The 13,781-nt window shown below is 71.0% G+C and carries 8 protein-coding genes; all 8 read left to right on the top strand.

Translation table 11 applies throughout. The features are described from left to right. The first annotated feature begins 15 nt into the window (after positions 1 to 15). The 8 genes from ACIO5D_RS24355 to asnB all read left to right on the top strand — a co-directional run bounded on the left by ACIO5D_RS24355 (position 16) and on the right by asnB (position 13,773). Positions 16 to 2,127, top strand: coding sequence for an FAD-dependent oxidoreductase (locus ACIO5D_RS24355; RefSeq protein ID WP_400657470.1), 2,112 nt, complete (start codon positions 16 to 18; stop codon positions 2,125 to 2,127). Then, positions 2,124 to 3,956 carry an alpha-keto acid decarboxylase family protein gene (locus tag ACIO5D_RS24350; RefSeq protein ID WP_400797704.1) on the top strand — a complete coding sequence of 611 codons (1,833 nt, stop codon included), beginning with the start codon at positions 2,124 to 2,126 and terminating at the stop codon, positions 3,954 to 3,956. Before ACIO5D_RS24355 ends, ACIO5D_RS24350 begins: the two co-directional genes overlap by 4 nt. An 889-nt stretch (positions 3,957 to 4,845) precedes the next feature. After that, complete coding sequence (locus tag ACIO5D_RS24345) at positions 4,846 to 6,273, top strand: sugar transferase (RefSeq protein ID WP_400657475.1); 1,428 nt, start codon at positions 4,846 to 4,848, stop codon at positions 6,271 to 6,273. A gap of 73 nt (positions 6,274 to 6,346) precedes the next feature. Then, positions 6,347 to 7,663: a nucleotide sugar dehydrogenase gene (locus ACIO5D_RS24340; RefSeq protein ID WP_400657477.1), complete on the top strand. Its 1,317-nt coding sequence runs from the start codon at positions 6,347 to 6,349 to the stop codon at positions 7,661 to 7,663. Next, positions 7,653 to 8,933 carry a glycosyltransferase family 4 protein gene (locus ACIO5D_RS24335; RefSeq protein WP_400797702.1) on the top strand — a complete coding sequence of 427 codons (1,281 nt, stop codon included), beginning with the start codon at positions 7,653 to 7,655 and terminating at the stop codon, positions 8,931 to 8,933. Before ACIO5D_RS24340 ends, ACIO5D_RS24335 begins: the two co-directional genes overlap by 11 nt. Then, positions 8,930 to 10,318 carry a Wzz/FepE/Etk N-terminal domain-containing protein gene (locus ACIO5D_RS24330; protein WP_400797699.1) on the top strand — a complete coding sequence of 463 codons (1,389 nt, stop codon included), beginning with the start codon at positions 8,930 to 8,932 and terminating at the stop codon, positions 10,316 to 10,318. The genes ACIO5D_RS24335 and ACIO5D_RS24330 overlap by 4 nt, the downstream gene beginning before the upstream one ends. After that, complete coding sequence (locus ACIO5D_RS24325) at positions 10,315 to 11,835, top strand: Wzz/FepE/Etk N-terminal domain-containing protein (protein ID WP_400797696.1); 1,521 nt, start codon at positions 10,315 to 10,317, stop codon at positions 11,833 to 11,835. The genes ACIO5D_RS24330 and ACIO5D_RS24325 overlap by 4 nt, the downstream gene beginning before the upstream one ends. Positions 11,836 to 11,838: 3 nt before the next feature. Further along, positions 11,839 to 13,773: an asparagine synthase (glutamine-hydrolyzing) gene (gene asnB, locus ACIO5D_RS24320; protein ID WP_400797693.1), complete on the top strand. Its 1,935-nt coding sequence runs from the start codon at positions 11,839 to 11,841 to the stop codon at positions 13,771 to 13,773. The last annotated feature ends 8 nt before the right edge of the window (positions 13,774 to 13,781 follow it).

Raw genomic sequence — 13,781 nt, 5'->3', positions numbered from 1 at the left:
CGGCGAGGAGAAGCCATGAGCGAGAACCCCACCGTCGAGGGCACGGCCAACGACCGCGCCCGCCGGCGAACCTGCCAGGAGCTGGCCCGCGAGCTGCTGCTGGTCGGTCCGGACGACAAGGACCTGAAACTGCGCTACCTCGACGTCCTGATCAAGGAGGGCGTCCCGAAGACCGACCAGCCCAAGGACGTGCTGATCGTCGGCGCCGGGATCGCCGGTCTGGTCGCCGGGAAGCTGCTCAAGGACGCCGGGCACAACGTCACCATCCTGGAGGCCAACGCCAGCCGGGTCGGCGGGCGGATCAAGACCTTCCGCTCCACCGGCGACGAGCAGGACGGCCCGTTCTACGACCCGGAGCAGTACGGGGAGGCCGGGGCGATGCGGCTGCCCAGCTTCCACCCGCTCACCCTGGCCCTGGTCGACAGCCTCGGCCTGCGCAGGCAGCTGTTCTACAACGTCGACGTCGACCCCGACACCGGCAACCAGAACGCGCCCGTCCCGCCGGTGGTCTACGAGTCCTTCGAGGACGACAAGGTCTGGAAGTACGGCGAGGACAGCCCGGACTTCCGCGAGCCGGTCAAGCGCTTCAACAGCTGGATCCGCACCAACCGGATCCAGGCCCGCCGCAGCGAGTACGCCGCCGACCCGAGCGGCATCAACGAGGGCTTCCACCTCACCGGCGACGAGGCGCGGATCACCGCCGCCGAGATGGTCAACCAGGCACTGGAGCCGGTCCGCGACTACTACTCGTACATTGAGAACGGCAAGCGGGTGCGCAAGCCGTTCGCCGAGTGGCTGGACGGCTGGGCCCGGGTGATCCGCGACTTCGACGGCTACTCGATGGGCCGCTTCCTGCGCGAGTACGCGGGCTTCAGCGACGAGGCCATCGAGGCGATCGGCACGATCGAGAACATGACCTCGCGGCTGCACCTGTCCTTCTTCCACACCTTCCTGGGCCGCAGCGACATCAACCCGGACGCCACCTACTGGGAGATCGTCGGCGGCAGCTGGCAACTGCCCTACGCCCTCGCCGAGGACCTCCGGGACGAGCTCGAAATGGGCGAGCGGATGATCCGAATGGAGTACTGGGACCCGCGCCGCGACGGCGGGGCCGGCCAGGACGTCGGACCGAACGGGCCGCAGGTCGCCGTCCACACCGTGCCCGAGGGCAACCCGGAGGCCGAACCCACGGTCTGGAAGGGCGACTTCGCGATCGTCACCGTCCCGTTCTCCGCGCTGCGGTTCGTCCAGGTCGCACCCCCGTTCTCGTACAAGAAGCGCCGGGCGATCATCGAGACGCACTACGACCAGGCCACCAAGGTGCTGCTGGAATTCTCCCGCCGGTGGTGGGAGTTCACCGAGGCGGACTGGAAGGCCGAGCTCGACTCCATTGAGCCGGGCCTGTACGAGTACTACCAGCGGGCCGGCGAGGAGGACGCCGAGGCGGCCGTCGCGGCCGCGCACAACGGGCACCGGCCCCCGCCCAACCTGCCGAAGGTGCTGCTCGGCGCCCACCGGAGCGTGGACTCCAACCGGATCGGCCAGGACCAGTTGGAGGCCTACCGGCACACCCCGCTGCACCGGGCGAGCGTGCGCCCCGCCACCAACTGCATTGGTGGCGGCTCGACCACCGACAACCCGAACCGCTTCATGTACTACCCCTCGCACCCGGTGCCCGACAGTGACGGCGGCGGCGTGGTGCTGGCCAGCTACAGCTGGTCGGACGACGCGGTGCGCTGGGACTCGATGGAGGACTACGAGCGGTACGTCTACGCGCTGCGCAACCTCCAGTCGGTGCACGGCCGGCGGATCGAGGTGTTCTACACCGGCTACGGGAAGACCCAGAGCTGGCTGCGCGACCCGTACGCCTTCGGCGAGGCAGCCGTCTACACCCCGCACCAGATGACCAGCTTCCACCTCGACGTGGTCAAGCCGGAAGGCCCGGTGCACTTCGCCGGCGAGCACGTCTCGCTCAAGCACGCCTGGATCGAGGGCGCGGTGGAAACCGCCGTCCGGGCGGCCATCGCCGTGCACGAGGCGCCACCACCGCCACCCCCGGCGGAGCCGGAGATCCGGCCCGAGGCGCAGGTCCGCCGGGAACGCCGAGAGGAGATGCTGAGCAGATGAGCGGCGATGACGATTGGACAGTGGGCCGTTACCTGGCCACCAGGTTGGAGCAGTTGGGCATCCGGTACCTGTTCGGGGTGCCGGGCGACTTCCTCGGCCCGTTCCTGACGATCATGCACGCCACCACCGGGGTGCGCTGGATCGGAACCCCGACCGAGATGGGTGGCGGCTACGCCGCGGACGCCTACGCCCGGGTGCGGGCCGCCGACGCCGACCTGGACAAGGGTGAGCAGGGCATCGGCGCCGTCGCGGTGACCTACGGGGTGGGCGCGTTCAGCCTGCTCAACACGATCGGCGGCGCGTACGTCGAGGACGTGCCGCTGATCGCGATCAACGCGGCGCCCTCGTACGAACAGTGGCTCAACTACCAGGCGGTCGGCCTGCTCACCTCGCACATGAGCTGGCGCCGGGAGAGCAACCTGGACATCTACCGGCAGGTCACGGTGGACGCGCAGGTGCTCTCCAACCCGGGGCTCGCGCCCTGGCAGATCGACAGCGCGATCACCGCGTGCCTGACCGGGCGCAAGCCGGTCTACCTGGAGGTGATGGAGGACCTCTGGCACGCGCCGTGCGATCCTCCGCAGGGTGAACTCCGGGCTCGTGAGCGGACGTTCACCAAGCGGAACGAGGAGATGCTGGCCAAGGCGGTCACGGCGGCGGTGGAGCTGATCAGTGAGTTCGGCACGCCGATCGTCTGGGCCGGCGAGGAACTGGTCCGCCAGCGGCTGGAAGGCGAACTGCTGGAGTTCGTCCAGAGCACCCGGATGCAGTTCTGCACCACGGTCGGCGCGAAGTCCGTGGTCTCCGAACGGCATCCGCAGTTCGCCGGCGTCTACAACGGCAAGGCGAGCCTGCCGGAGATCCGGAAGACCTTCAAGAACGCCGGGTGCCGGATCGGACTGGGGACCTGGTCCACGTCCAAGAACCTCGGCGGCGAGCAGTCGATCGGCGATGACTGGATCGTGGCGGCCCGCGACGGCGTCAGCGTCGGCGCCAGGTACTTCCCCGAGGTCCAACTGGGGCGGTTCGTACCGGCGTTGCGCAACGCACTGGCGGGACAGACGTTCGCGGCCGACCACTTCGCGCTGGCGCACGCGGCGGGCCTGGACGTCCCGGCCAGCACGTCCGATTTCCTGGAGTCGCTGAGCTCCGCCCGGTATCCGGCGGAGCTGACGTACGACAGCTTCTTCCAGCACGTCAACTTCTTCCTGGAGCACCAGGCCACCGGCGGGGACCCGCAGGCCCCCTCGCCGTTCACGGTGGTCTCGGACGCGGCGTTCGCGCTGCTCGGGTCCATGAACCTGCGGATCACCGAACGGGCCGGCTTCCTGGCGCAGAACAGCTGGCTGTCCATCGGCTACTCGGTCGGCGCGGCCACCGGCGTGGCGCTGGGCCGACAGCAGCCGATGAAGCGGCCGCTGGTGTTCGTCGGGGACGGCTCGTTCCAGGAGATCTGCCAGGAGCTGTCCACCCAGGTGCGCCACCACCTGCGGCCGGTGGTCTTCGTACTGGACAACGAGGGCTTCTACGGCATCGAGCAGATGCTGGTCAGCCCCTGCTACTACAAGGAGAAGCCGTCCGACGGGGCCGACTTCTACAACGTGCTGCACCCGTGGCGGTACGAGAAGCTGGCCGAGGTCTTCGGTACGGAAAAGGACCGGATGCACGGGTACGAGGTCACCACCCACACCGAGCTCGATTCACTGCTGCTCGACATTGCCGATCCGGGCAACGACATCAACCACGCCCCGATCCTGGCCCGGGTCCGGCTCAGCCGGCACGACTACCCGCGGGCACTCCAGTACAAGATCGACGAGAAGTGCAAGTAACCGCCGTACGGCGCACCGGCCCCGGTCCGAGACCGGGGCCGGTGCGCGCTGCACCCGCCCCCTACCTGCTCAAGACCCGGTGAACGCCGGCGCGGCTGTGCTGCCAGTCTGGATCCGACCCTTTGAAGACGGTCTCCAGTGTCTTGCGGATCTCGCCGGGGCCCGCGCCGCCAGGCGCGCATCCTCGCCGCGCGGCGCCGGCGGACAGGTGGCTTCGCCCGTGCCCTGAGCGCGGCCCGGGCGGCAGTGGCGGGACGCCTCGGGATTGCCGGTGCCGGCAGCCCGGAGAGCTCCCGTCATCACAGGTCACAACGCGGGTCTTCGTCTTCAGGGCACCCGTCGGCAGTCATCGTTCGGTAGATCCACTTCAAATCTCGAGCACGCGTTTCACATATCCCCCTCTTTGGGCGGCCTCGATGCTCTAGATTGATTTTCGCCTCGCATGGTCGGACGCGAGGCGACAAATAATGATCTACAGGTCCGGTGCTGCGGACGGCTGGTAGTCGCGTCCCCGGCGGCAGACGTGGGGTGATCAATTCTTGGCGCCCGAGAGGGGGCTTTGAGTGTGGAGAGCAACCGTCGACGGTTTCCCGCGTATCTCGGGACTCTGGCAGGACATTCGGGTCCGCCGGCGCCTGGGCGGGATGTTCGAGTAGCGCTGCAATAGCCGGTTTGCCGTCCGCGGGGGGTGGGGCCTCCCGGGGGTAGGAACAGCGCGGCACGGGAGGCGGGGCCTCCCAAGGGGAGGAACAGTGCGGGAGGCGCGGGCCTCCCGGGGGGAGGAACCGTGTGGAGCGAACACGTCGAACCCACTGGTGACCTGGAGCGGGCTGTGGAGCAGGGGGAAGAGGAATTAGTCAGCCCGTTTCTATCGGCGCGGGGGCGCCCGATGAACGGGATAATCAGCCGGCCCGAGATCGACTGGGAGCAGCAGTACCGCCGTACTGTGATCATCAGCGATACCGTGGCCACCGCCTTCGTGGTAGCGGCGATAGGCGGCTTCTTCGGGGTTCGGGACGCGGCCAACTGGCACGAGAAGTGGGGAATTCTCGCCTTCGGCACCGAGCTGCTGGTGCTGGGAGCGCTCGCGATGACCCGGTCGTGGGCTCCGGCCGTGCTCGGCCAGGGCGCCGAGGAATTCCGCCGGCTCGGACGCTCACTGTTCACGGCGGCCGTCGTACTGGCGCTCGGCGGGATCGCCCTCACCTCGCGCAACATCAAGCTCTGGATCTTCGTCGCGATCCCGGCGATCACGCTCATCACCATGACCGAGCGGTATCTGCTGCGCCTCTGGCTGCATAAACGGCGGAAGGAAGGACGGTGCCTGCGCCCGGTGCTCGCTGCCGGGAGCCCGGCCACCGTGCGCGACCTGATCACCCGGACCCGCAAGTTCCCGCACCTCGGCTGGCGGGTGGAGGCGGTGTGCACGCCGTACGCTCTCGGGGACAACGGTGGCCGACTGGACGGAGTGCCGGTCGTCGGCCGACTGACGGACGTCGCCAACCACGTCCGCCGCGACGGCTACCGTGTCGTTGCGATCACACCGGACCCGCACTGGTCACCGGACCGGCTGCAGCGGCTGGCCTGGAACCTCGAAAACGGCGATGCCGAGATGGTCGTGGCCCCCGTGCTGATGGAGGTGGCCGGCCCGAGGCTGCACGTCGACGCGGTGCTCGGGATCCCGATGCTGCGGGTCAGCATGCCGACCTTCACCGGGGGCCGCCGGGTGGTCAAGGAGGTCGTCGACCGGCTGGGCGCCGCGGCCCTGCTGATCCTGTTCGCGCCGCTGATGGTGCTCGTCGGGCTGCTCGTACTGGTGGACAGCCGGGGTGGGGCGTTCTTCCGACAGCACAGGGTCGGCAAGGACGGCCGCGAGTTCACCCTGGTCAAGTTTCGCACCATGGTCGCCGGGGCCGACCGGGCACGTGCCGGGCTGGCCGACCGCAACGAGGGCGCCGGCCTGCTGTTCAAGCTCCGCCGGGATCCGCGGGTGACCCGGGTGGGAGGAGTGCTGCGCCGGTACTCGATCGACGAGCTCCCGCAGCTTCTCAACGTGGTCACCGGCTCGATGTCGCTCGTCGGTCCGCGGCCTCCGCTACCGGAGGAGTCCGCCGCGTACGGCCCGGACATCCGGCGGCGGCTGCTCGTCAAGCCCGGGCTCACCGGCCTGTGGCAGATCAGCGGGCGCAGCGACCTGCCGTGGGAGGAGGCGGTCCGGCTGGACCTGCGGTACGTGGAGGACTGGTCGCTCGCCCTTGACGCGGTGATTCTGTGGAAGACGCTGCGTGCGGTGCTTCAGGGGCAGGGGGCCTACTGATGCGCGGGGGGCGTCGTCCGATCGGCGCGCGGATGGCCGGCCAGAAGGGCCTGCCCGAGGGGAGGAACGGGTCATGAGGGTCAGCGTCCTGGGGCTCGGCTACGTGGGCTGCGTGTCGGCCGCGTGCCTGGCCAGTCTGGGGCACGAGGTCATCGGGGTGGACGTGAACCAGGTGAAGGTCGACCTGGTCAACGACGGCAAGGCCCCGGTGGTCGAGGAGCGGATCGGCGAGCTCATCGCCGAGGTCGTGCGGGCCGGAGCGCTACGCGCCACCGCCGACGTCCGCGAGGCGATCATGGGCAGCGAGGTGTCGCTGGTCTGCGTGGGCACGCCGTCGGAGCCCAACGGCAGCCTGTGCACCACTTACCTGGAGCGGGTCACCGAGCAGATCGGTGCCGCGGTGGCCGAGCGGGGCGGGCGGCAGACCGTCGTGTTCCGCAGCACCATGCTCCCGGGCACCTGCCTGAACCTGCTGGTACCGATCCTGGAGAAGTACGCCGGCGGCACGGCCGGCGTGGACTTCGGGGTCGCGGTCAACCCGGAGTTCCTGCGCGAGGGCACGAGCGTGCGGGACTTCTTCGACCCGCCCAAGACCGTCATCGGTGAGCTCGACCCGGCGAGCGGCGACGTGGTCGCGGCGCTGTACGAGGGATTGCCCGGCGAGGTGTTCCGGGTGCCGGTCCCGACGGCCGAGGCGATCAAGTACGCGGACAACGCGTTCCACGGCCTCAAGATCGGCTTCGCGAACGAGCTGGGCGCGGTGTGCCAGGCGCTCGGGGTGGACTCGCACCAGGTGATGGACGTGTTCCTGGCCGACCGCAAGCTGAACATCAGCCCCGCCTACCTGCGGCCCGGCTTCGCCTTCGGCGGCTCCTGCCTGCCCAAGGACCTGCGCAGCCTGGTCCACGCGGCGCAGCGGGCCGACGTCTCGGTGCCCATCCTCTCCCACGTGCTGCCCTCCAACTCCGAACACCTGCAGCGCGCGGTGGAGTTGGTCGAGCGCACCGGCAGGCGTCGGGTGGGCCTGTTCGGTCTGTCCTTCAAGCCCGGCACCGACGACCTCCGCGAGAGCCCGCTCGTCGAGCTGGCGGAGAGGCTCTTCGGCAAGGGTTACGACCTGCGGATCTACGACCCCAACGTGAACCTCTCCCGGCTGCTCGGCGCGAACCGGGAGTACATCGAGACCCGGCTGCCGCACCTCGCGCAGCTGCTCGCGGAGTCCGTCGGCGAGGTGCTCGAGCACGCCGAGGTGTGCGTGGTCGGGACCAGGGATCCGGCCGTGCTGTCCGCGCTGCCCCATGGCGACGGCCCGGTGATCGTCGACCTCGTCCACCTTCCCGACGCCGAGGCGCGCCGGACCGAACGGGGGTACGTGGGCCTTGCCTGGTGACACATCGTTCGGTGACACGGTCAGTGGCGACGGGCCGGCCCGTCGCGCGCTGATCCTGGTGGAGAACCTGTCGGTGCCGTTCGACCGGCGGGTGTGGCAGGAGTGCACGACGCTGCGCGACGCGGGCTGGGAGGTGCACGTCATCTGTCCCCGGGGGAGCAAGCGGGACACGGAACCGGAAGCGGCCATCGACGGGGTGCGGATCCACCGCTATCCGTTGCGCGCGGCCACCGGAGGGCCGGCCGGCTACCTGCGTGAGTACGGGTCGGCGTTGTGGCACACGGTCCGGCTGGCCCGCAAGGTCGGCCCGGTCGACGTGGTCCACGCCTGCAACCCGCCCGACCTGCTGTTCCTGCCGGCACTGTGGCTGAAGCGGCGCGGCGCGCGGTTCGTGTTCGACCAGCACGACCTGGTACCCGAGCTGTACCTCTCCCGGTTCGACCGCGGCGAGGATCTGCTCTACCGCGCCGTGTGCGCGCTGGAACGGCTGACCTACCGGGCCGCGGACATCGTGCTCGCCACGAACGAGAGCTACCGGGACGTCGCGCTGCGCCGTGGCGGTCAACGGCCGGCGGACGTCTTCGTGGTGCGCAGCGCGCCCGACACCGACCGGTTCCAGCCGGTACCGCCCGAGCCGGAGCTGAAGCGCGGCAAGCCTCATCTGCTGTGCTACCTCGGCGTCATGGGCCCGCAGGACGGCGTCGACTACGCCTTGCGGGCCCTCGCGAAGCTGCGCGACGAGCTCGGGCGGACCGACTGGCACGCGGTGTTCGTCGGCGCCGGCGACGCCTTCGACGCGATGGTGGAGCTGTCCCGGCGGCTCGGGCTCTCCGAGCAGGTGCAGTTCACCGGGCGCGTTCCGGACGCCGATCTGGCGCGCTACCTGTCCACCGCGGACGTGTGCCTTTCTCCCGACCCGCGCAATCCGCTCAACGACGTGTCGACCATGAACAAGGTCCTGGAGTACATGGCGATGGGCCGGCCGATCGTCTCGTTCGACCTCCGGGAGGCCCGGGTCTCCGCCGGTGACGCCGCCGTCTACGCGCCCGCCAACGACGAGGCGGGGTTCGCCGGGCTCATCGCGCTGCTGCTGGACGATCCGGAGAAGCGGGCCTTGATGGGCAAGCTCGGCCAGGAGCGGATCAACGGGCCGCTCTCCTGGCGGAACTCCCAGCGATCGCTGCTCGCCGCCTACGCCGCCGCCTGTCGTGACCACGCTCCGGCGTCGGCGGGCGACCAGAACCGGCCAGGGGGAAGGCCGCGCCGTTGAGCGATGAAACGATACGCCTGGTCACGATCGGTCGGATCCTCCGTCGGCGCTGGCGGCTTCTCGCCGTCCTCGCCGTGGTGGGTGCGCTCGTCGGCTACGGCAGCTCCCTGCTGTTCCCGCCGAGTTACACGACGTCGGCATCGGTGCTGCTGCCTGGGGTGTGGCAGGAGCGCGAGCTGATGACCCAGGCGGAGATCGCGACCAGTTCGGTGGTGATCGACCGCGCGGCCGCCGCGCTCGGCTGGAAGGGCGTCGACGGCACCCAGCTGCGGGACCGGGTGAGCGCCACGGCCTCGGACGGGAACATCGTCAAGGTCTCGGGTACGGCCGAAACCCCGGAGCGCGCACAGCAGCTGTCCGATCAGATGGCCAAGCAGTTCGTCGCGTTCAGCGCGCGGATAGCGGGCGACGGCACCGACCCCGGAGCGGCGCAGCCCGAGGCGCTTCGGCAGATGGTGGTTCAGGCCAGCCGGCGCATCACCGAACTGGCCGATTCGGCCAATCCGGGGCAGACCGTGGAGAGCGTGCAGACCCGCACCGAACTCGCGAAGCTGCGCACCGCGCTGGAGGAGGCCGTCAAGAAGCTGGACCAGGTCGACCCGGCCTCCACCAAGGCCGCCATGGTCGTCATGGGGCCGGCGGCCCGGCCGACCGGCGCGGTGGCGCCGACGAGGATTCAACTCATCGTCGGCGGTGCGCTGTTGTTCTTCCTGGCGGCGGTCATCGGCCATCTCGCCGCCGCCCGGATGGGTCGCCGGCTGCGCACCGAACCGGAGATCGCCGCAGCGCTGGGCTCGGCGTTCCTCGGCACCGTCGACGTACCCGCCGACCTGCCCGGGCACCGGCCGGAAGGCCGTGGCCCGCGGGCCCGGATCCGCCGGCTGCTGGGCATCGACGTCCGGTGGGACCTGCCGGCCCCGCAGGCCTCCGGTGACGAGGCCAGCCGGCGGATCCGCTTCCAGCGGGTGTGCGCCCGCCTGCGGGACCGGCTGCCGTCCCCCCGGCGGCTGCTGGTCGTCGTCCCGGACGGCGACGAGCCGGCCCGCCTGGCCGCCGGGCAGCTCGCGGCCGAGGCGGGCGGCGATCCCTCCCCGAGCTCTTCGAGCAGGGGATACCCCATGCTGCGGGTGGTGGGGGTTTCGGTGTCCCGGCCGCTGGTGCCGGACCGTGACGACGAGTCCGGTGCCCTGGTCGTGCTCAGCGCGGGCAGCTGGACCGCGGCGGAGCTCGCCGGCATCGCCGGGGCGTGTGCGGACGCGAAGCACGAGGTCGTCGGCATCGTCCTCGCGGCCCCGGTCCGGGCCCGTACGACGCAACCCTCCGACCGTCAGGGCGCCACGCCGGCGCTCGCGGTCGGCGACGATGCGAGGAGAGGTTCGGAGTGACGACGAGCAGGACCGCGGAGTCGTCGGCCGCCCCTCCCCTGGTGGACCTCCAGTCGCTGGTGGTCGCGGTGCGCAGGCGCCGCCGCCTCTGGTGTTCCCTGGCCCTGATCGGGCTGCTGCTCGGCGCCGCCGCGGCCGTCCTGCAGCCCGCGCCGCCGAGCGCGGTGACAACGGTGCTGGTCGCGCATCAGGCGGACCAGCCGAACGACCCCGGAACGCTGATCCGCACCGACGCCGCCCTGCTGCACACCGTGGGGATCGCCGGCCAGGCCCTCCAGTCCCTCGGGTCCTCGGAGAAGCCGGAGGACTTCCTGAAGGACTACGGGGGCCTCGGCCTGACCAACAACCTGCTGCAGATCACCGTGACCGGACACAGCGACACGGAGGCGGTGGCCCGCGCCAAGGCGCTCGCCGAGGCGTTCGTCGCAAGCCACGTGAAGCGGATACAGCAGGCCGCGGACGCCGAGGCCAAGGCCCTGCTCGACGAGCGCGACCGGATGAAGGACGAACTCGCCCAGGTCAACAAGGCGATCGGGGACGGATCGCAGCAGAGCGGGCCGAAGACATCGGCGAACCTGGAGTCGCTCTACGCCAGCAGGGCCGATCTCACCTCGCGGATCACCGACTTCGGCCAGCGCGCCGCGGCGGCTGGGGCCGGCACGCCCCGGCTCGTCGCCGGCACCCAGATCGTGGACGCCCCGCACGCGGTGAAGCAGTCCCTGCCGAAGACCGCCGCGACCGACGCCGCCATCGGCCTCGTCCTCGGCCTCGTCCTCGGGCTCGCGGTGGCCTCGGTCGGCGCGGTGGTGGCGGACCGCCCGGTGCTGCGCCGGGAGATCGCGGCGGACCTCGGCGCCTCGGTCATCGCCGAGCTGCCCCACCGGCCGGCCGGACGGTGGCAGCGCAAACGGACCCGGGCGGCCCGGACCAGGCTCACCACGACCCTGGCCCGCACCGTACGCGGCTCCGAGGAGGCGGTGTCGCTGCTGGAACTGGGCTGTGCGCGCAACGCGAGCGCCATCGCCCTGGACCTCGCCGGGGCACTGGAAGCCGAGGGGCCGGTGGCCGTCGTGGACGGTCTGCCCGGCTCGCAGCTCGCCGGCCGCCGCCGCAAGGCCGGAGGCCCGACCGTGGTCGACGGCGGGGGCGCCGAGTCCGTACCGGGTGAGCAACACCGGCTCGGCGTCGGCTCGGTGGCACCCGGCACGGCGTGGACCGACCTTCGCCACCTCGGCACCCGGACGGTGCTCGTCGTGCGGGCCGGGCACGGCAGCGCCGCCTGGCTGCACACCGTGGCGCGCCAACTCGCGGACCAGCACATCGCGGTGATCGGGGTGGTGCTGATCGACCCCGATCCGCGTGACCGGACCGACGGCACGCTGTGGGACAGGACCGACGTCGCGCCGAGCGGCCGCAACGAGCGGCCGGCCCGGCAGATCGGCACGGGCCGGCGGCGGACGGAACGACTACCGGTGTGGACCGCACGGGTCCCCGACAGCGACCAGGAGGCGAGGTAGGACATGTGTGGCATCGCAGGCACGTACCGATGGCCGGACGGGAAGGCCGTGACCGACCTGCTCACCGAGACCCTCGCCCACCGCGGTCCGGACGGGGCGGGCCGGTACAGCCACCCCGTCGGTGACGGCGAAGTGCACCTGGGGCACCGCCGGCTGGCCATCGTCGACCTGTCGGAGACCGGCGCCCAGCCGATGGTCTCGGACGGCCTCGTCCTGACGTACAACGGCGAGCTGTACAACGCGCCCGAGCTGCGCGCCGAACTGGCGGCCGCTGGAGTGCGCTTCCGTGGCACCTCCGACACCGAGGTGCTGCTGGAGGCCTGGCGGCGCTGGGGCACGGACTGCCTGCCCCGGCTGCGCGGCATGTTCGCGTTCGGGATCTTCGACGAGCGAACCGGTGAGCTGGTGCTCGCCCGCGACCAGCTCGGCATCAAGCCGCTGTTCCTGGTGCGGCGCGGTGAGGGCCTGGTGTTCGCCTCCGAGCTCAAGGCGCTGGCCGCCGCCACCGGGGGCTCGCTGGAGGTGGACCACGCGGCGCTGGTGGCCTCGCTGCTGTACTACTGGGTGCCGGACACGCGGTGCGCGTTCCGCGAGGCGGAGAAGCTGCCGCCGGGCAGCTGGCTGCGGTGCCGGCCCGACGGCCGGGTGGAGCGCGGCCGGTTCTGGCACCTGCGCGACGTCGCCGCCGAGGGCCGGGAGCGGGCCCGGGCCGGCGAACTGCCGGACCTCGCCGCCATCGTCGAGGAGTCGACGAGGCGTCACCTGCTCTCCGACGTTCCCGTGGCGACCTTCCTCTCCGGCGGGCTGGACTCCAGCTACCTGACCGCGCTGGCGGCCCGCGACCACCCCGGGATCTCCGCCTACACGATCGGGTTCCGCGCCGAGGACGCCAGGTTCGAGGCGATGCCGGACGACCTGCGCTACGCCCGGCAGGTGGCCGAGCGGTTCGGCGTCGACCTGCACGAGATCGAGATCGCCCCGGACGTGCTCGACCTGCTGCCGCGGATGACGTACCACCTGGACGAGCCGATCGGCGACCCGGCCGCGATCAACACGTTCCTGATCTGCTCGGCCGCCCGGGAGGCCGGGGTCAAGGTGATGCTCTCGGGGATGGGGGCCGACGAACTGTTCGCCGGCTACCGCAAGCACCTGGCCAACCTGATCGCGCTGCGTTACCAGCGCGTCCCGCGACCCCTGCGGCGCGGCCTGTCCGCGGCCGTGGACCGGCTGCCGGTCGCCACGGCCCGCCGGGGGTACCGGTCGGTGCGGTTCGCGAAGCGGTTCCTCTCCTTCGCCGATCTGCCGGAGGAGACCGCGTTCCGGCGCAGCTACACCATGTACGACCAGGAGGAACTGCTCGCCCTGGTGAATCCGGACCTGGCCGGGACGGTCCAGGACGTGCTGACCGAGCACGCGGACGTCTACCAGGACAACGACCTCGACGACTTCGTCAACCGGATGTGCCTGGGCGACGCGCGGATGTTCCTGCCGGGCCTGAACCTCGCGTACACGGACCGCTCCAGCATGGCCGCGTCGACCGAGGTGCGGGTGCCGTACGTGGACGTCGAGGTGGTCAGGGCGGCGTTCACCGTGCCCGGCGACCGCAAGATCGTCGGACGCCAGGGCAAGGCCGTCCTCAAGGAGGCGGCCACCTCGATCCTGCCCCGGGAGATCGTGTACCGGCCCAAGGGCCTGTTCAGCGCCCCGCTGCGGGCCTGGATGAGCCGGGACCTGGCACCGCTGGTGCGCGAGGTGGTGCACGACGGCGTGCTCGTCAACTCCGGTCTCCTGCGCCGCGACGCGCTCGCGCGCATGGTCGCCGAGGACGCCGCCGGGCAGCGGGACTTCTCCAAGCATCTGTGGCATGTGCTGACCCTCGAGTACTGGTACCGCGACGCGACCTCCGGGTCCGGCCGGAGCACTCGCCCGGCAGCGTAGAAGACGGC

The organism is Kitasatospora sp. NPDC087315 (assembly GCF_044744345.1).
GTDB lineage: Bacteria > Actinomycetota > Actinomycetes > Streptomycetales > Streptomycetaceae > Kitasatospora.
Note: the sequence above shows the minus strand (reverse complement) of the source record. Positions and strands in the feature narration are given on the sequence as shown.